General features: G+C 43.0%; 16 protein-coding genes. 1 reads left to right on the top strand and 15 read right to left on the bottom strand.

The genetic code is table 11. From position 1 onward, the window contains the following. Window positions 1–33 precede the first annotated feature (33 nt). The 10 genes from pknB to JOC54_RS03905 all read right to left on the bottom strand — a co-directional run bounded on the left by pknB (window position 34) and on the right by JOC54_RS03905 (window position 13,137). Window positions 34–2,133 carry a Stk1 family PASTA domain-containing Ser/Thr kinase gene (gene pknB, locus JOC54_RS03950; RefSeq protein WP_204464626.1) on the bottom strand — a complete coding sequence of 700 codons (2,100 nt, stop codon included), beginning with the start codon at window positions 2,131–2,133 and terminating at the stop codon, window positions 34–36. A gap of 1 nt (window position 2,134) precedes the next feature. Beyond that, window positions 2,135–2,893 (bottom strand): Stp1/IreP family PP2C-type Ser/Thr phosphatase, encoded by a 759-nt coding sequence (locus JOC54_RS03945; protein WP_321174487.1) that lies wholly within the window; start codon window positions 2,891–2,893, stop codon window positions 2,135–2,137. 53 nt (window positions 2,894–2,946) lie between these two features. Further along, window positions 2,947–4,293, bottom strand: a complete 1,347-nt coding sequence (rsmB, locus tag JOC54_RS03940; protein WP_204464625.1) for a 16S rRNA (cytosine(967)-C(5))-methyltransferase RsmB — start codon at window positions 4,291–4,293, stop codon at window positions 2,947–2,949. Beyond that, window positions 4,280–5,200: a methionyl-tRNA formyltransferase gene (fmt, locus tag JOC54_RS03935; protein ID WP_239586585.1), complete on the bottom strand. Its 921-nt coding sequence runs from the start codon at window positions 5,198–5,200 to the stop codon at window positions 4,280–4,282. Before fmt ends, rsmB begins: the two co-directional genes overlap by 14 nt. Before the next feature lie 33 nt (window positions 5,201–5,233). Then, entirely contained in the window at window positions 5,234–7,630 is a 2,397-nt protein-coding gene (priA, locus tag JOC54_RS03930; RefSeq protein ID WP_204464623.1) for a primosomal protein N', read from the bottom strand. Continuing rightward, a complete protein-coding gene (gene coaBC / locus JOC54_RS03925) occupies window positions 7,627–8,832 on the bottom strand; it encodes a bifunctional phosphopantothenoylcysteine decarboxylase/phosphopantothenate--cysteine ligase CoaBC (RefSeq protein WP_204464621.1) in 1,206 nt (401 codons plus the stop codon). Before coaBC ends, priA begins: the two co-directional genes overlap by 4 nt. A gap of 101 nt (window positions 8,833–8,933) precedes the next feature. After that, window positions 8,934–9,161, bottom strand: a complete 228-nt coding sequence (rpoZ, locus tag JOC54_RS03920) for a DNA-directed RNA polymerase subunit omega (protein ID WP_035419135.1) — start codon at window positions 9,159–9,161, stop codon at window positions 8,934–8,936. After that, on the bottom strand, window positions 9,161–9,772 hold the full coding sequence (gene gmk, locus JOC54_RS03915) for a guanylate kinase (protein ID WP_204464976.1): 612 nt from the start codon (window positions 9,770–9,772) through the stop codon (window positions 9,161–9,163). Before gmk ends, rpoZ begins: the two co-directional genes overlap by 1 nt. 28 nt (window positions 9,773–9,800) lie before the next feature. Further along, window positions 9,801–10,064 (bottom strand): extracellular matrix/biofilm regulator RemA, encoded by a 264-nt coding sequence (remA, locus tag JOC54_RS03910; RefSeq protein ID WP_035419134.1) that lies wholly within the window; start codon window positions 10,062–10,064, stop codon window positions 9,801–9,803. Window positions 10,065–10,431: 367 nt separating this feature from the next. Continuing rightward, a complete protein-coding gene (locus tag JOC54_RS03905; protein WP_204464619.1) occupies window positions 10,432–13,137 on the bottom strand; it encodes a calcium-translocating P-type ATPase, SERCA-type in 2,706 nt (901 codons plus the stop codon). Window positions 13,138–13,278: 141 nt separating this feature from the next. On the opposite strand from JOC54_RS03905, the gene JOC54_RS03900 reads away from it, so the two are divergent. Next, window positions 13,279–14,988: an Rqc2 family fibronectin-binding protein gene (locus JOC54_RS03900; RefSeq protein WP_204464616.1), complete on the top strand. Its 1,710-nt coding sequence runs from the start codon at window positions 13,279–13,281 to the stop codon at window positions 14,986–14,988. A 36-nt stretch (window positions 14,989–15,024) separates the two neighbouring features. Here the strand turns inward: JOC54_RS03900 and JOC54_RS03895 are convergent, their stop codons facing one another. Genes JOC54_RS03895 through JOC54_RS03875 form a run of 5 tightly spaced genes read right to left on the bottom strand, consistent with a single transcriptional unit; the run spans window position 15,025 to window position 18,743 of the window. Continuing rightward, complete coding sequence (locus tag JOC54_RS03895) at window positions 15,025–15,678, bottom strand: class I SAM-dependent methyltransferase (RefSeq protein ID WP_204464614.1); 654 nt, start codon at window positions 15,676–15,678, stop codon at window positions 15,025–15,027. 17 nt (window positions 15,679–15,695) lie between these two features. Continuing rightward, complete coding sequence (pyrE, locus tag JOC54_RS03890; protein ID WP_204464612.1) at window positions 15,696–16,337, bottom strand: orotate phosphoribosyltransferase; 642 nt, start codon at window positions 16,335–16,337, stop codon at window positions 15,696–15,698. Next, complete coding sequence (pyrF, locus tag JOC54_RS03885) at window positions 16,334–17,053, bottom strand: orotidine-5'-phosphate decarboxylase (RefSeq protein WP_035421816.1); 720 nt, start codon at window positions 17,051–17,053, stop codon at window positions 16,334–16,336. The genes pyrE and pyrF overlap by 4 nt, the downstream gene beginning before the upstream one ends. After that, window positions 17,026–17,964: a dihydroorotate dehydrogenase gene (locus JOC54_RS03880; protein WP_204464610.1), complete on the bottom strand. Its 939-nt coding sequence runs from the start codon at window positions 17,962–17,964 to the stop codon at window positions 17,026–17,028. The genes pyrF and JOC54_RS03880 overlap by 28 nt, the downstream gene beginning before the upstream one ends. After that, a complete protein-coding gene (locus JOC54_RS03875) occupies window positions 17,964–18,743 on the bottom strand; it encodes a dihydroorotate dehydrogenase electron transfer subunit (RefSeq protein ID WP_204464601.1) in 780 nt (259 codons plus the stop codon). Before JOC54_RS03875 ends, JOC54_RS03880 begins: the two co-directional genes overlap by 1 nt. Window positions 18,744–18,778: the final 35 nt, after the last annotated feature.

Raw genomic sequence — 18,778 nt, 5'->3', positions numbered from 1 at the left:
CTCCTTGAAAAAAGGCGCGTCCTGCACGCGCCTCTATTCTTCATACTCATATTCATTTGATTCTTGGTTCAATTCTCCATTAATGTAGATCTCGTAAGAACCAGAGTAGCTTGGACTCACTCTAAGCTCAAACGTAAAATCCCGTGTTTCAGAAATCATTTCATCAACGACAATTCGCTCATCACCTTGTGAATTCGCATCCCTTGCACGTATCTCCACTTCAAAACTGTTCCCCTCCGCTTGTTGTTCTTCTGACACAACAATGCTTTGCGAAATTCGGTAGATTGAACTTGGTTCGTCCTCTTCAGATGGTATCTCAACCGGATCAGCTTCAATCGGCTCTTCTGCATCTCCTGCCGGCTGCTCAGGCGCCTCTGGCGGTGGCTCAGGCTCATCACTTGGCTCTGGACCACGCGAGATAACCACGCTGACTGTATCGCCTTGTTTTAATAGCGATAGTGGATCAGGTGATTGACTAATGACCCTTCCTTCGGCAATGTCTTCGTGATACTCTCTTGCATACGTTCCACGCAAACTCACACTGTTGAGGTAAGCTCGAACTTCATCTTCTGTTTCATTTCTTAAATCATCAAGCTGAATCGTTTCTGCTATAGCAACGGTTAACACGATGGTTGTTTCCGCTGGTACAACCATCGTTCCTGGTGACGGGTTTTGCGCAATAACCGTGTTTTCACTAACGCTATTGTCTTCTCGATCCTGCCTTTGCACCTCGAAATCGAGCTGTTTTAATAAACGCTCAGCCTGGGAGTAGGTAAAGTTTGTATAGTCATCAAGCTCCACTTCTTCACGAGAAGCAACGATAAAAAGCGTCACGGACGTTCCTTCTTTAACAACTCTTCCACCGCGGGGGTCTTGACGGACTACTTGTCCTGGCTCAAGCTCATCACTAGCAACTTGCTCAACTTCTACCTCTAGACTTTCAGATAGAATCGCTTCCCTCGCTTCTGCTTCTTCGTAGCCTGTTACATCAGGTACGGTTGTTTCTTCAACAAAGAAAACAGAACTCCAAACGGTAAAAGCCATCACTACCGCACCAATAATCGCGATAAGGGCAATCGTTATGATCCAAAACCATTTCTTTTTTCGGTTTTTAGGTTTGCCTTTTTTCGACTTTGCTTTCTCTGACGGTGTTTCCGTTACTGCTTGAGCTTCTTCCGGCTTAGCTTGGTCGGATGATTGAACAGGAATGGCAATGGTATCTTCTAAATCTTGGTCGTTCGAGAATGCGCCAATTACAGGCAATTCTTTTGTCGCATCTTCATCAACAGATTTATAATCATTCATTGGCTGTTCTTCACCATTCAAAACCAAATCGGTCGCCCAAATAAAATCCTCTGCTGATTCAAAGCGCTGCATTGGGTCTTTCGCTGTTGCCTTTTTAATCATTTGTTCTAAGCTTAGCGGAATATCTGGTACAAGTTCTTTTGCTGACGGGATGTCATTTTGCAAATGTTTAATGGCAATTGATACCGCGGTATCTCCCGAAAAAGGAATTTGACCAGTAATCATTTCGAATAAAACAATTCCAAGCGAATACAAGTCAGAGCGGTATGTAATATGACCGCCTCGTGCTTGCTCTGGCGATAAATAATGAACCGATCCCATCACCGAATTCGTATGGGTAATGGTTGCTGAAGTCATCGCTCTAGCAATCCCAAAATCCGTTACTTTTGCTTCGCCTTCTTCACTTATTAAAATGTTTTGCGGTTTAATATCTCGATGGACAATTTGCATTGCATGGGCGTGCCCTACCCCATATAAAATCTGTTTGAAATAATCAAGCGCCACATCTACAGGAAGGGGGCCATCTTCTTGAATGACCTGCTTTAATGTTCTTCCTCGCACATACTCCATCACAATGTAATAGACATTGTCTTCTTCCCCGACATCGTAAATATTAACAATATGAGGATTCGCCAAACTAGTCGCGGCTTGAGCCTCTCTTCTAAAACGTTTAATGAACTGTTCATCTTTCGAAAATTGGGGCTGCAAAACTTTCACTGCTACATGTCGATCTAAAATGACGTCTAGCGCCAAATAGACATCTGCCATACCGCCTCCGCCGATGCTGTCCAATACGACGTAGCGACCACCAATTCGTTCCCCGATCATATTATTCGCCTATCTCCCGATCAAAACGGACGAGGGCGATGGAGATGTTATCTTCCCCGCCTCGGTCGTTCGCTCGTGCTACTAATGATTTAGCGATTGCGGACAGCTCATCTTCTCGCTCTACTTCAACTTGAAGTTCTGAGGTCTTTAACTTGTTTGAAAGACCATCTGAGCAAATCATTAAAACACGAATTAAATCCGATTGAAGCGTATAACTATCAATTTTCACTTGCTCCTCTGTACCTAATGCCCGAAGAACGACATTTTTCCGAGGATGGTGATCTGCTTCCTCTTCGGAGATTTGACCTGTTCGTACAAGTTCTGCAACCAAAGAGTGGTCATGCGTTACTTGCTTTAGCTGTTTGTCATCAAACACATAGGCACGACTATCTCCAACATGAGCAACCGTTGTATACTCCTGCGTACATAGAGCCGCAATGGCCGTTGTCCCCATCCCCTCACACTCAGGATGCTCTTTTGCATAGTGATAAATTGCGTCATTCACATGCTTAAACGCATTTTGTAAAAACGTTTCAGCTTCAGATGCTGTTAATTCATTTGAAACAGCTTGCCACTCTGCTTCCAACACTTCAGTTGCAATACGACTCGCCACATCACCTGCTGAATGGCCGCCCATCCCATCAGCCACAACAGCGAGTGTACCTACATCAGTTGAAAAAATACCACCATTATCTTCATTATGAGACCGAATTTTCCCGATATCTGTTAAAAACGTTGTGCTCTCAATCAAAACACCCACCTCTTTCACCAGTTATGCTCTGCGTTCTCTTTTAACTCCAAGTAACAATCTACTTATTTTTTTCTAAGAGGTGCCATAAAAAAGCCATCTGTTTGAAAATCTTGAGGAAGAATGGTTAATCCAAATGAACTAAAGCGACCTTTTGCTTGAACCTGTTCAGGTAAAGCTGCATAGGCATTTTCATCTAATTCATATTGAGGATTGTCGGTTAAAAATTGCGCAATTTGTTCTTCATTTTCTTCTGCCTCAATTGTGCATGTGCTATAAACAAGCAAGCCACCAGCTTTCACAAATCGACTTGCATTCGTTAAAATAGCACTTTGCACCTTTGCAATAGCGGCTACATCTTCTTTTGATTTTGACCATCGTATATCAGGCTTTCTTCGGATAACACCAAATCCAGTACACGGCGCATCAATAAGTACTCGCTCAAAAGAAGATTCAGTTAAATGCTCTAGCTTTCTTGCATCTTCAGCGCGTGTTTCTAGATTCGTTAACTGCAGTCTGTTTGCTTGTTCATCAATTAATTTCACCTTATGTTTGTGTAAATCTAAGGAATGAACCAGACCTGTGTTGTGCATCGATTCCGCAACATGAGTTGATTTTCCACCTGGTGCTGCACATGTATCAAGGACGTGCATGTCATAATCTGCTTGAACTAGAAGTCCAACAAGCATTGACGCTTCATCTTGTGCTGTAAACAAGCCGTTTTTATAGGCATCTGTTGTAAAAGCATTACCCTTTTTAACGATGAGTGCTAGCTCTGGTAAAAGTGGACTTCGTTCCACTTCAAGGCCTTCGAGTAAAAGATTCTGCCTTACTTCCTCCGTATTTGCTTTTGTTCGATTTACGCGGATCGATACTTCAGGAGGCTCATTATTTGCTTGGGCCATAGCAATGGTTGTTTCTTCGCCGTATTGCTTCATCCATCTTTCCACAAGCCATTCGGGATGACTTGTCGTTACAGCAATTCGCTTTACGTGATCTTTAATCGCATTTATAGAAGGAACCCCTTCGCGTTGAATGGATCGCAACACACCATTCACAAGCCCACTAATCCCTTTATGTCCTCTTCGCTTGGCAATCGTTACTGCTTCATGCACAATTGCTCGATCGGGAATTCGGTCTAAGTAAACCATCTGGTAAACGGATAAACGTAACAAAACATCGACCCATTGCTCCCGCTTTTTACTCGTTTTTAAGAAGGGTTCTAAATAATAATCTAGCGTTAATCGATGGGCAATTGTTCCATAGACTAACTCTGTTAATAAACCAGAGTCTCTCTTATCAAGTCCCGCTTTGTTTAATGTTGTATTTAGTAATAAGTGGCTATACGCTTGATTCTTTTCTACTTTCATCAAGGCATCTAAAGCCACTTCTCTTACACTAGCTTTCTCCATTATTCTCTCCTAATTTTATCCCAATCGGAAATTGCTGCCATAATTGCTTTGCGTCCATTGGCTTTTTCCCAGCAGGTTGTACCACGGTTAAACAGAGAACGGTACCTTGACCGCAGGCAACATAAAGACCATTTTTGTTCGCCTCAATCACTTCTCCAGGCTGCTGTTCGGTTTCTTCTTTTGAAGCAACCGATTGCCAGACTTTTAAGCGTTTTTGCTCTACCGTTGTGTAGGCAACAGGCCACGGACGCATTCCTCTTATTTGATTGTTCAGTTCTTCTGCCGTCTTGTTCCAATCGAGCACTTCTTGCTCGCGCTTGATGTTAGGTGCAAAGGTTGCTTTGCTATGATCTTGAGCGACTGCTACAGCTTTTCCTGTCGCAATCTCTTCTAGCGTCTCCTCAAGTAAGCTTAAACCTAGCACACTTAATTTATCGTGCATCGTTTGTACATCATCATCCCTGCCAATAGGAATTGCTTGCTGCCGCAATACATCACCAGCATCAAGCTTTTCTGCCATATACATAATCGAAATACCCGTCTCTGCTTCACCATCTATAATTGCTTGATGAATTGGTGCGCCGCCTCTATATTTTGGCAACAAGGAAGCATGTACATTAATACAACCATGCTTCGGTGCTTCAAGCACGGCATTCGGCACCAATTGCCCATATGCAGCCGTTACAATTAAATCAGGCTTGATTGCGACTATTTCGTCATACTCGTTTCGTATTTTTTCAGGTTGAATGACGGGAATACCTTGTTCTAACGCTTCTATTTTCACAGGGCTTGGTGTTAACACGCGCTTTCGTCCTACCGGTCGGTCTGGTTGTGTAACAACCGCAACAACTTGATGACGGTTTATCAATCCTCGAAGGATTGGCACAGCGAAAGCAGGCGTCCCCATAAAGACAATCTTCACTTCGACCACTCCTATTCCTTACATAAAAAAGTACGGATGAAGGTCCATACTAATTGCAAGCTTCTTATTTGTTGCATCACGTAAATAATGGTTCATAATCGCATCTAGCGTCTCGTGAAGCTTCGGTTCTTGCCTGTATTTTATCACGCATTGATAGCGATATCTATCTTTGATCCGGGCAATTGGCGAAACCGATGGTCCAAGCACAATCGCCTTATCAGACAAGGACTCCTTCAAAAAGCGCGTTATTTTTTGCGATGTCTGCATAACGGAAGCTAGTTCAGTATCTGAAATCGTCAGCAGCGCCATAAAGTAGTATGGTGGATAGCCACCAATTTTTCTTGACTGCATTTCCTTCGCAACAAACTGTTCATAGTCATGTTCTTTTACAAGCTGAATACTGTAATGTTCAGGCGTATAGGACTGCACGAGGACTTCTCCGTGGAGCACATCCCGACCAGCTCTTCCAGCAACTTGCTCCAACAGTTGAAATGTACGCTCGGCACTCCGAAAATCCGGAATATGCAGCATCGAATCGGCTGCTAACACACCTACTAAGGTGATCTTTGGAAAATCAAGCCCTTTGGCGATCATTTGTGTACCGAGTAAAATATCAGCTTTTCCTTGACCAAATGCATCTAATAGCTGCTTGTGCGCCCCTTTTTTTCGAGTTGTGTCCACATCCATTCGAATGACTCGAGCTTCCGGGAACTGTTTTGCAAGCTCTTCTTCAACTTTCTGGGTTCCCGATCCAAAAAAACGGATATGGTCGCTGCCACATTCAGAACACGTCTCTGGCATTGGTTGTTCGTCGCCACAGTAATGACACTTTAAAGAATTACCTTTTCGATGGTACGTATAAGAAATATCACAATGATTGCAGCTGGCGACATAACCACAGTCTCGGCACATCACGAATGTCGAATAGCCCCGTCGGTTTAAAAACAGTACGGTTTGTTGTTTTTTTTCAAGCCGATCACGGATCGCTTCAGTCAATGCTAGAGAGAACATTGAGCGATTTCCATTCCTGAGCTCCTGTCGCATATCAACAACCTCTACATCTGGAAGCGGTCGCCCATTCACACGTTCCGTTAAGGATAACAATTGATAAACGCCTTTCTTAGCGCGGGCATATGATTCAATCGAGGGTGTTGCACTTCCTAAAATGACAGGTGCTCGGTGGCGTTCACCACGATACTGAGCGACGTCTCTCGTATGATAACGAGGGGTTTCTTCTTGTTTATAGCTCGTCTCATGTTCCTCATCAATAATGATAATCCCGATATTTGTAAATGGCGCAAACACTGCTGACCTTGCTCCCACAACTACTTTTACTTCCTTGCGGTGGATTTTGCGCCACTCATCATACTTTTCCCCATTTGATAAGCCTGAGTGCATAATGGCCACAAGTTCTCCAAAACGCGCTTTAAAGCGGGTAACCATTTGTGGAGTCAAAGAGATTTCGGGGACGAGCATAATCGCTTCTTGATTTTTTGCCAACACCGCAGAAATAGCTTGCAAATAGAGTTCCGTTTTGCCACTCCCTGTTAAACCATGAAGCAACATCATCTGATGCTGCTCTTCCGCAATGGCTTTTGCTACTGGCTCCATTACCCGTGCTTGAGCATCTGTCAAAACCAACGGTTCACTCCGTTGAATGTCTTCCGCTTGTAGAGGATCACGATAAACCTCTTTTTCAAATTCTTGAATGAGCCCTTTGTCAAGCAAGGACTTAAGTGTGGCCCGGCTAGCTCCTGTTTGTTTAAGCACAGAGTTAACTGGCACAGATGCTTCTTGACCCTTTATATAAGTGAAAACACGTTCTTGTTTTTCGGCTCGTTTCGAAAAAACAGGGTCTTCGTTTGTTGGAATGATCTCGACATACTTCACTTTCTTTACACGCGTATGTTCCTTTGTTTCATAAGAGATCGATAGCCACTCTTGATCTAGCGGTTCTTTTACCACTGTAATTGCTTTTTTTAGCGCTTTTTTTGCCTCATCCCAAGCAACCACCGTTCTACCGGAAAATAGCGTTTGTAGAGGAAGCGGCAACATCGCAGGATCAACTTGTAAAACAAGTTGTTTGCTCACTTTTGACTTTAAAGCAGCTGGAAGCATGGCTTGATAGGCGGAAACACGGTAGCAAACCGTCGATGTCGCTAACCATTCGCCAAGTTCTAACAATTCAGGACTTAAGATAGGAAGTGGATCAAGAACCTCCGCGATTGGTTTTACCTTTTCAAACTCACTTAATTCAACAAGCTCAATTAAAAAACCTTGAATGCGCCTTGGACCAAACGGCACGATTACTCGTACACCGGGTTTAGCAAAAGCTTGCCATTCAGTTGGAATTAAATAATCAAACAATCGATCTGTTTGCGCCGCAGGTACATCAACAATCACGCGCCCAATCACTGCTTGTCCCTTCTTTGTGCATACGCTTCTAGCTCATCTAATATATGTGCAGCAACTTCTTTTTTTGATTGTTGTGGATACTGTTTTTCTTGGCCATCTTTTGTGTATATCGACACAACATTTGTATCTAAATCAAAACCTGCTCCTACTTCTGTAATGTTGTTAGCAACAATTAAATCTAAATTTTTTCGTGTTAATTTATCCTTCGCGTAATGCTCAAGCTGTTCCGACTCTGCCGCAAAACCGACTAATAGCTGCTTGTTCTTTCGCTTGCCAAGCTCTTTTAACGTATCTTTCGTGCGTTTTAAGGGGACACTCCATTTCGAAGCTTGTTTTTTTCTTTTCTGCGACAAAACTTCCTCCGGTTGGTAATCAGCCACAGCAGCCGATTTGATTACAGCATCCACACGGTCAAATCGCGTTGTTACAGCCTCATATAGCTCTTCAGCTGATTGGATGGGAATCACTTCAACTCCTTTAGGTGGATTTAATGCGGTCGGACCAGTCACGAGTGTCACCAGCGCTCCCCGTTTTTTAGCCTCTTCGGCAATGGCATAGCCCATTTTTCCCGAGGAATAATTTGAAAAATACCGTACCGGATCAAGCGCTTCTCTAGTTGGCCCCGCCGTAACGAGTATACGTTTGCCAGCAAGTGTCGTTGGCTTAACAAAAAACAACTCAACCAACTCGACTAAATCTTCTGGTTCAGCCATTCTTCCTTTACCAATCCAACCACAAGCAAGGTAACCTGCACCTGGTTCAATAAACTGATAGCCATACGTTTTCAAAGTAGCGATATTTGTTTGTACAGCAGGGTGATCAAACATATTGACATTCATTGCTGGAGCAAGAACGATCGGAGCTTTTGTCGCAAGGATAAGTGTCGTTAACATATTGTCCGCTATCCCGTTAGCAAGCTTTGCAATTGTGTTCGCACTTGCGGGCGCAACTAAAATTAAATCAGCTTGATCTGCAATATCGATATGGGCAATCTTGCTGCTATCTGGCTCATGAAACGTATCTGTATGTACATGATTTCTTGATAGAGCTTGAAACGTTGTTGCTGTCACAAACTTTTGTGCTGATTCAGTCATGACGACATGAACATTTGCACCTGCCTGCGTTAATTTACTCACTAAGGCAGCGGATTTAAAGGCCGCAATTCCCCCACTTACACCAACTACAATTGTTTTGTTTTTCAAGTCTGCGTTCCTCCTTGCATTTAATCGAAAAAAAAGCTGTCTTCACCCTAGCCCTTTGACTTACCAATGAGCGCTTGTGTGTACGAAGACAGCTGAATCATTTAATACGTTTTTTCTTGTGGTGCATCTTTCGGAGCGCGGTGTGTCAATTGATCTCCAACGATCTCTTCAAGAGCAAGACCAACAAATTTGTATGATTTCGGTTTTGTCACTAGCGGCACACGACTAGGTACCTCTTTCATCTCTCTAGCTCTTCTTGAAGAAACAGTCACCAACGAGTATTTTGAATCTAACTTTTCCAATAAACTATCAATAGAAGGGTACAACATTATTTTTTGACCTCCGCTAATTCCTGGTATTTTAAACGCTCTCTGCGACAATGCTCAGCAGTAACAATCGATTTAATTCGTTCAACTGCCAATTCTACTTGATCATTCTCAACAACATAATCATACATTTTCATCAGATCAATTTCTTCTTTTGCAACTAACATACGCTCATTAATGATGTCTTCCGTTTCAGTTCCACGTCCGACAATACGGTCACGCAATTCCTTCAAGCTTGGAGGCGCTAGGAAGATAAATACGCCCTCTGGAAAGGCCTTACGCACTTTTTGTGCACCTTGAACTTCAATTTCTAAAATAATATCTTTCCCTGAATCAATTGTTTCTTTAACATAATCAATTGGCGTTCCATAATAGTTGCCGACGTATTCAGCCCACTCTAATAGCCCACCAGCTTTAATCATTTGTTCAAATTCATCTCTTGATTTAAAGAAATAATTAACTCCGTGCTCTTCACCAGCACGAGGATTTCTAGTTGTTGCTGAGACAGAATACTGAATAGCTGTATCCTGTTTGCGCAGGGCTCCACAAACCGTGCCTTTCCCCACTCCGGCGGGTCCAGACAATACAATTAAGAGCCCTTTTTCACGTTTCATCAAGTCCGTTCTACCTCCCACTACCTCTTCAGGCGTCTTCCGACATGTCCTCTTTCGTATGCAGCCGTTGTGCGACAGTCTCTGGTTGAACCGCACTTAATACAACGTGATCCGAATCAGTGACAATTACGGCACGCGTTCTTCTACCGTACGTTGCATCGATTAACATATTTCGCTCACGCGCTTCTTGCATGATTCTTTTAATTGGTGCTGATTCAGGACTGACAATCGAAATAATACGATTTGCAGAGACGATATTGCCAAACCCAATGTTTATTAGCTTTATAGTCATACCCAATCCTCCAATACCATTAACGTATACAGTTTATACTATCTTCCATTATACCAAATCTTTTAAGTGTTATACGATACAAAATCAATTAGAAGTATGTAATCAATCGCTCAGTCTTTTATTTTACCTTATTTCAACAGTCTCGTAAAGAATGAAAGAAATCGTCAAATCCTGAAAGCATAGCACAAACAAGAACTTCACTAAATAGTTGCCAGGCAAATGAATCTCACTGAGATCTCCCGTTTTCCATACGGCTAGTAAAGATAAAAAAAGAAAAGACGATTAATCTAAAGATAATCGTCTCTCTCAAATGGTCAGTTTATCCAATTTACTTCTATAAAAATAGAGCGTTCATTGCAGCTTTCTATCATTCAGTTATTTCTCGCTCTTGTTTCTTAAATAACTGAAATCCACCCAATACAACTGTCGGGATGGCAGCCATTCCAAGCACAAGTAGCCACTCATTAAAGCCGAGCGCAACTGTGTGGAAAACAGGCTGCAGCTGTGGCATATAAATTACAGCAATCATTAATGCGATTGAAATGAGCACAGCACCGACTAAATATTTATTCTCAAACAAGTTACGATGATAAATCGAGTATTCACTTCTGCAATCAAATACATGAATTAATTGCGCCATCACAAGCGTTAAGAATGCAACCGTCTGTGCAAGAACTAATTGCTCAGGATTGTTCTCATAGGTTAATGCAAAGGCGACAATTGTCACAACACCTATCATGATTCCACGACTGATAATCTTCCAACCAAGTCCACGGGCAAACACACCTTCATTTTGCTTTCGCGGCTTTCGCTTCATCACATCACCCTCAGCTTGGTCCATTCCAAGAGCGATTGCTGGCAAGCCATCTGTTACAAGATTAATCCAGAGAATTTGAATCGCAACAAGTGGCAAAGGCATACCTAATAACATGGCAAACAGCATAACGAGAATTTCTCCTACATTGGAAGCAAGCATATAGCGAATAAATTTACGGATATTCTCATAGATGTTCCGTCCTTCTTTAATGGCTTCTTTTATGGTTAAGAAATTATCATCCGCTAAAACAAGTTCAGAAGCTTCTTTTGCGACATCCGTTCCTGTAACACCCATCGCAATGCCGATATTCGCCGCTTTAATCGCTGGCGCATCATTTACGCCATCTCCAGTCATTGCAACAATATGTCCTTTGCGCTGTAAAGCTTGCACGATCTTTAACTTATGCTCTGGTGAAACGCGCGCGTACACATAGACATCATCTACGACATCTTCTAGTTCTTCAACAGATAATGTCGATAATGTTTTACCATCCATTATCTTTCCATTTGGTGGAAGGATATTTAAATCCATGGCAATTGCTGTAGCCGTTATTTGATGATCTCCTGTTATCATCACCGTTTTTATGCCCGCTTCACGGCATTCTTGAATGGCCGTTCTCGCCTCATCACGAGGGGGGTCAATCATTCCTTGAACACCAATTAATGTTAAGTTGGACTCCGCTTCCTCCGCTTTCGCGCAGGACTCGCCGCTAAGTAGCGGTCGGTAGGCTATCGCTAACGTTCTTAACGCCTTTTCGGCCATTCCTTCTACAACGGCATTTACTTCTCGCTGCCACTTGGGCGAAATCGATTCTGCCCTTCCATCTACGACTAGGCTGCGGCATCTTTGCAGAACAATATCCGGAGCACCTTTTGTTACGATATAGCTTTTACCTGAACGATCTTTTACGATGACCGTCATCATTTTACGAGTTGAATCAAACGGGAATTCAATTACACGATGATAGGTATCCTCTAGTCCTTCTTTTGAAAAGCCAGCCTTCATGGCTGCCATTAATAGAGCCCCTTCGGTTGGGTCACCGTCTAATGTAAACGTTGAACGTTTTTTCGTTTCTTTCTCTATAAAACTAGCATTATTACATAGCGCTCCATAGCTTAATAGTCTACTGACATTCGGCTGATGTTCCATTTGAATTAATTCTTGTTTATGTGTAAACGTTCCAACTGGATCAAACCCAGATCCGCCAACGTGGACCGTTTGACCACCTGTCCATAATTCTTTCACCGTCATTTTATTTTGTGTTAAAGTCCCAGTCTTATCTGAACAGATGACAGAAGCGCAGCCAAGGGTTTCGACAGCAGGTAATTTCCGAACAATTCCCTTACGCTTAATCATGCGCTGTACACCTAGAGCAAGTGCCACTGTGACAATCGCTGGTAAGCCTTCTGGAATAGCAGCAACAGCTAGCGATACCCCAGATATAAACATCGTGTGTAAATCATGCCCTTGCATTACGCCAATAACGACAACAAGCGCTGTTAACAAGAGAGCCACAAGAATTAATGTTTTTCCTAATTGCTCAAGTCTACGCTGTAAAGGAGTGACGACATGTCCCGTTTCTTGCAGCAAATGAGCGATTTTGCCCATCTCCGTCTTCATTCCCGTTCCAACAACAACACCCATTCCACTGCCTTGCGTAATCATTGTGCCCATAAAAGCCATGTTTTCTTGATCACCTAAAGCCACATCTGCTTTTTCAATGGCCATGGCTTGCTTATGAACAGGAACCGATTCTCCTGTTAAGGAAGCTTCATCTACTCGTAAACCCGATACTTCAAATAAGCGAATGTCTGCCCCTACACGATCTCCCGCAGTCATTTTGACAACATCACCAGGGACTACGTCTATTGATGGAACGCGAGACCACTCTTCGTTACGCAATACATGCATTTGTGGTGCGGATAATTCTTTTAACGCATCAAGAGATTTCTCTGCCTTTCGTTCCTGAACAAAGCCGAGAATGGCATTAATAAACACGATAATCATGATCGTAATCGCATCAAGCACTTCACCAATTAATCCTGAAACCAATGTCGCTGCTAGCAAAACAAGAACCATGAAATCTTTGAATTGTGCTAGGAAAGTTGCCAGTGCAGAAGGTTTTGGTGCTTCTTTTAGCTTGTTTTGACCATACGTACCTAACCGCTTTTTTACATTCTTAGACGATAATCCTTTTACCACATTTGAATTCGTTTTATACTCAACTTCTTCAGGCTTCATATTATACCATTTCATAACAGCCACCTCGCATCTGCTCTCACACTTTGTCCTCCTAAACTGTACATGCTCTCCTATACAAGCCATCTTATTCAGGTAGGTCGAAAAAAATGCTATACTCTAGTAGGAAACATAAGGGACTAGTAAAGAGGTGAGTCGATGTCTTTTGATGGCATGATGACAAGAGCAATAACAAAAGAACTCCAAGCATTTGTAGGAGGTCGCATAAACAAGATCCACCAACCATTTAAAACCGAACTAGTTATGACGATACGAGCAGGAGGAAAAAACCATTCCTTGCTTGCTTCAGCTAACGCCACGTTTGCAAGAATTCATGTGACAGAAGAGAAGTACGAGAATCCTAGTGAACCACCGATGTTTTGCATGCTTTTACGTAAACATATTGAAGGCGGGTTTATTTCAGCGATTGAACAAGATGGATTTGATCGCGTCATTACGTTCACCATTGCCAATAAAGATGAGCTTGGTGACCGTACAGAAAAACAAATCATCTTTGAAATAATGGGGCGGCACAGCAACATCATTTTAATTGATAAAAAAAACCAGGTTATCTTAGATAGCATTAAACATGTACGCTTTGATCAAAGCAGTTACCGTACAGTTGGTCCTGGGCAACCTTACAAAAAACCACCTGAACAAGATAAGGCAGATCCACTTGACGCGACTGAAGAGGATGTCTTGCGGAAAATTGACTTTAATGCAGGGAAACTGGACAAGCAGCTCGTCCAACAATTTGCAGGGATTTCTCCACTACTGGCAAATGAAGTACTGGCTCGCGCGAAAATGGCAAATCGTTCTACGCTGCCAGCTGCTTTTGTGCAGTTGATGCAGCAAATAAAAGAGCATGACTACACACCGGAGCTTGTAAGAGGCGAGAAAGAATTTTTCTCGATTATATCGTTAACGCATAAACCGGGAGAACGGCTCACTTTTTCAAGCGCGAGTCAGCTGCTTGATCGCTTTTATTACGGCAAGGCGGAACGTGATCGCGTTAAACAACAAGCTTATGACCTTGAACGGTTATTAAAAAACGAATACCAAAAAAATGTTCGTAAGCAAAAGAAACTGAGCCAAACGCTTCGCGAGGCAGATGAAGCAGCCACCTATCAGAAGCTAGGTGAGTTACTGACGGCCAACATGTATGCCATTAAAAAAGGCGATCACAGCATTGAAGTTGTTGATTATTACGACGAAACGGGTAAGACGATTAGGATTGAGCTTGATCCGCAAAAGACGGCATCGGAAAATGCCCAGCAGTATTTTAAAAAGTATCAAAAAGCAAAAACAGCTCGCTTAGAAGTTGTCTTGCAGGTTGAAAAAACAAACGAAGAACTCGCTTATTTAGATTCATTGCTGCAACAAATGGATTCAGCCTCTTCCCGAGATGTTGCCGACATTCGTGATGAACTAGCTGAAGGCGGCTATATTCGAAAAAAACAGGTACAGGGGAAGAAAAAGAAAAAACAATCAGACAAACCGATTGTTGAGACGTACCGTTCGACAACGGGGGTTGAGTTTTTAGTTGGAAAAAACAATCGCCAAAACGATTACTTAACAAATCGATTAGCGCGACAAGATGAGATTTGGCTCCATACAAAAGATATTCCTGGTTCACACGTTGTCATTAGACATACAGAACCAGATGAGACAACATTGGCCGAGGCAGCACTTGTTGCTGCATACTACTCAAAAGCAAGAGAATCAAGTTCTGTGCCAGTAGACTTCACCAAAATCCGTCACGTTAAAAAACCGAGCGGTGCTAAGCCCGGGTACGTCACGTATGACCAACAGACAACCCTCTTTGTTACACCTGTTGAAGATGACGTTCGTGCGTTACGCGTCACGTAAAAAGGAAAACCCAAGCATGCGAGCATGCTTGGGTTTTTAAAATGCTTTTGTTATTAAGCCTAGGCCATCAAGAACCTGAATATGCGTCATGCTGGAGAATCCGACCGCTAGCAACATCTTTGCTAATTCGGCTTCACTTTTGCGATGACGTCGTTCAGACACGGTTGCCCATTTCATTAAATACGCCTTTTCCTCTTCAGAAAACCCATGTTTGGCAGCGTAATCACTCGCTGCCCCTTTGTTCATCTCAGGTGCTGGATTTAATATTAGTACTTGACCGTCTTTTGCTACAATGCGCTTCAGTTCTTTTAATCCTTGTTGAGGAGAAGGCAATAAAAAGAGAACACAGGTTGAAATCACGATATCAGCTGACTCTCGCTCTAAAGGAATGTTCATGGCATCCCCAACGATAAAACTGGCTTTATGTTGAACATTTTGCTCTTGAAAAAGGTGATTGGCGCGATTAATCATTTGTTCAGATAAATCAACTCCAGAAACATGCCGCGCTTGATCAACCCCTCGCAATAAGAAGCGCCCTGTTCCACAACCAATATCTGCAATGGTCTTGTCTAACCAACTTCCAGACTCTCGCATTAAACATTCATGAATTTCAGAAAGCCATTTACTCTGCACCATTCCGTCAAAGAAATCAACCAGACCATCAAACTCTGCTCCATCCATCTTCCTCATGTAATCGCACCGTCCTCTTATAAGACTGATTCACTCATCCACTCTTCATTATGAGGATTTTCACGCCACTTGGCTAGTTTCTTTTGTTCTGTTTCCGAAATGAGTCCGCCTTTTTTCGCTTCGTTTACGAGCGTATCATAGTTCGTTAACACATATGCTTCTAACTTGGCCTCCTTAAAAGCCTCCGCTCCGCTATTTAGTTGATAAGAAAAGATTGCCACAACTGACAAGACAGTAGACCCCGCTTGTTGAATAGCTTCAGCTGCTGCAATTGAACTTCCACCTGTCGAAATTAAATCTTCAATGACAATGACTTTGCTACCTTGAGGTAATTTTCCTTCAATTAAATTTTGCTTGCCGTGTCCCTTCGCTTTGCCACGAACGTAAACCATTGGTAGGTCTAATTCGTCAGCCACTAGCATCGCATGGGGAATGCCCGCTGTTGCTGTTCCTGCAATCACCTCTGCATCAGGTGCATGCTCCCGAATTAATTGCGCTAGTCCTTGGGCGATTTCTTTTCGCACAGTCGGATAAGACAAGGTTAAGCGATTGTCACAATAGATCGGTGACTGAATTCCTGAACTCCATGTAAATGGTTTAGTAGGAGATAGTGTCACGGCACCGATCGTAAGTAAGTGATTGGCTATTTCTTTGTTCATTGAGAGAGAACCCCTTTCCAGTCATTCATCATTTCACTATAAACATCTAATGGTTCTGCTGCTGTTGTTAAACTTCTACCGACAACAATCCCCCAACTACCAAGTTCTCTTGCCCGGGCTGGTGAAACAATTCGAGCTTGGTCTCCCGCATCATCGGTTAGTCTACGAATACCCGGTGTAACGGTCAAGAATTCCCCACCACATTCTTTTTGAATCCGGGGTACTTCATGTGCCGAGCAAACGACTCCGTCAAGGCCTGCTGTCTGAGCTTGAAGACTATAGTTGACGACGACTTCATCAAGCGGTTTATCAATTAGCAGCTGCTTTCTTAACATCGCTTCGTCCGTGCTCGTTAATTGCGTAACGGCGATTAGTTTTGGCCGGTCTTTCCCTGGACGCGTCCCACTTTCCAACCCTTCAAGCGCTGCCTCCATCATCTTCTGACCACCTGCAGCATGAACGTTAACCATATCCACTTCCATCTCAGCAAGAACTTTCATCGTTCGACCAACGGTATTGGGAATGTCATGGAGCTTCAGATCTAAGAATAAGTGATGCCCTGCTTCTTTTAACTCCGTAATCACATTTAAACCTTCACGGTAAAACAATTCCATCCCAACTTTTACATCCAGTTTCTCATCACTAAAATGGGCCAAGAAGTTTCTTCTCGTCGCGCGGTTATTGAAATCTAACGCGATAAAGAGTGGGTTTTGCATGCTTTCCAGCTCCCTCCAATAAGTTCTGAAATTGAATCAACTTCCATATCATCTAACCAACTTGGTAAGTCTGCGATAATGGTTGGACACGTATATGGATCGACAAAATTGGCTGTTCCTACGGCAACACAACTCGCTCCAGCTAACAGAAATTCAATCACATCTTCTGCAGTCTGAATACCCCCCATCCCGATAATCGGTATATCCACTTGCTGACTGACTTGATGAATCATCCGCAGAGCAACTGGTTTAATAGCTGGACCGGATAAACCACCATATTGATTGGATAAGATCGGCTGACGTGTTTTTGTATCGATTCGCATCCCAAGTAATGTATTTATCATGGACAATCCATCCGCCCCAGCCGCTTCTACCGCTTGAGCCATTGTCACAATGTCCGCTACATTCGGCGAAAGCTTGACATAAACAGGTACAGACGATACAGCTTTTACTTCTTTTGTAAGCTGAGCAGCCGTTTCTGGGATCGTACCGAAAGCAATTCCTCCTTCTTTTACATTGGGGCAGGAGATGTTTAATTCCAAAGCGGATACATTACGTTGTTTAGAGAGTTGATCCGCAACTTTAATATAGTCATCCATCGTTGAACCAGCGATATTTGCAAGAATCGGAACATCGATACGATCAAAGCGAGGCAATTCTTTTGCAATAACGCCTGCCAAACCAGGATTTTGCAAACCGATCGCATTTAACATGCCCGCCTTTGTTTCCGCGACACGCGGCGTTGGGTTTCCAAAACGCGGTTCCGGAGTTGTTGCTTTGATCGCCACAGCTCCAAGCTCCGCTAAATCATAGAATGCTTGATACTCTCCACCGAAGCCAAAACAACCTGATGCCGGCATAATCGGGTTTTTCATCGTAAGTCCAGGTAATTCAACATGTAATCGTTCCATTACAATACAACCTCCCCTACTGGGAATACAGGTCCGTCCGTGCAAATTTTTCGGTACTCATGCTCAGCTCCATTTTCAACATGACACACACATGCAAAACAAGCTCCAATTCCACAACCCATCCGTTCTTCAAGTGATATAAAAGCCCGCTGATCTCTATATCGTTCTGTTAGTACTTTTAACATTGGTGTTGGACCACACGAGTAAAGCACATCACCAGTGAGCTTCTTTTCATCAATTGCATTCGTTACAAAGCCATGAATGCCATAACTTCCATCGACTGTTGTGACGTAGACATCCCCTAACTGACTAAATTCTTCAGCGTAAAACACATCGTCTTTTGAGGCAAATCCTAGCACTGCCGTGACGTGGACACCTTTCTCTACAAGCTGTTTAGCTAGATAATATAAGGGAGGTACACCTATACCGCCACCGATTAACAACGCAGTTTCACCTGACATTGCTTGTTCCAAAGGAAACCCTTTTCCTAGTGGCCCCAATACACTTAACTGGTTACCTGTTGGTTGAGAAGAAAGTCTTTTTGTCCCTGCCCCACCGGCACGATAAATCATCGTCACTTCGTTGCGCTCTAAGTCCACATCCGCAATACTAATCGGCCTGCGTAGGAGTAGGTCTTCACTTTGGTCAACTCGAACATGTAAAAACTGACCAGGTTGGCTCATGTGCTTGACTGTGCTTCCTTTGAGTACAAGCTTATAGCTGTCTTTCGCAATTTTTGATTGCTTTACGACTGTCAGCTCGCCATACTTTTCTCTCATATCCGAACGCCTCCCAAAAATGTTCATAGAAAGAG

It is taken from the genome of Shouchella xiaoxiensis (assembly GCF_016907895.1).
GTDB classification, from domain to species: Bacteria; Bacillota; Bacilli; order Bacillales; family Bacillaceae_D; genus Shouchella; species Shouchella xiaoxiensis.
The sequence above is the reverse complement of the archived record's forward strand: the minus strand, read 5'-3'. Positions and strand labels throughout refer to the sequence as shown.

What these genes read in the sequence shown, in the direction of transcription:
- pyrF (WP_035421816.1), bottom strand. Translation starts at nt 17,053, where the DNA reads ATGCAAAACCCACTCTTTATCGCGTTAGATTTCAATAACCGCGCGACG.
- JOC54_RS03875 (WP_204464601.1), bottom strand. Translation starts at nt 18,743, where the DNA reads ATGAGAGAAAAGTATGGCGAGCTGACAGTCGTAAAGCAATCAAAAATT.
- JOC54_RS03905 (WP_204464619.1), bottom strand. Translation starts at nt 13,137, where the DNA reads ATGAAATGGTATAATATGAAGCCTGAAGAAGTTGAGTATAAAACGAAT.
- rpoZ (WP_035419135.1), bottom strand. Translation starts at nt 9,161, where the DNA reads ATGTTGTACCCTTCTATTGATAGTTTATTGGAAAAGTTAGATTCAAAA.
- fmt (WP_239586585.1), bottom strand. Translation starts at nt 5,200, where the DNA reads ATGGGGACGCCTGCTTTCGCTGTGCCAATCCTTCGAGGATTGATAAAC.
- gmk (WP_204464976.1), bottom strand. Translation starts at nt 9,772, where the DNA reads ATGAAACGTGAAAAAGGGCTCTTAATTGTATTGTCTGGACCCGCCGGA.
- JOC54_RS03880 (WP_204464610.1), bottom strand. Translation starts at nt 17,964, where the DNA reads ATGGAACGATTACATGTTGAATTACCTGGACTTACGATGAAAAACCCG.
- pyrE (WP_204464612.1), bottom strand. Translation starts at nt 16,337, where the DNA reads ATGAACAAAGAAATAGCCAATCACTTACTTACGATCGGTGCCGTGACA.
- remA (WP_035419134.1), bottom strand. Translation starts at nt 10,064, where the DNA reads ATGACTATAAAGCTAATAAACATTGGGTTTGGCAATATCGTCTCTGCA.
- JOC54_RS03895 (WP_204464614.1), bottom strand. Translation starts at nt 15,678, where the DNA reads ATGAGGAAGATGGATGGAGCAGAGTTTGATGGTCTGGTTGATTTCTTT.
- rsmB (WP_204464625.1), bottom strand. Translation starts at nt 4,293, where the DNA reads ATGGAGAAAGCTAGTGTAAGAGAAGTGGCTTTAGATGCCTTGATGAAA.
- JOC54_RS03900 (WP_204464616.1), top strand. Translation starts at nt 13,279, where the DNA reads ATGTCTTTTGATGGCATGATGACAAGAGCAATAACAAAAGAACTCCAA.
- pknB (WP_204464626.1), bottom strand. Translation starts at nt 2,133, where the DNA reads ATGATCGGGGAACGAATTGGTGGTCGCTACGTCGTATTGGACAGCATC.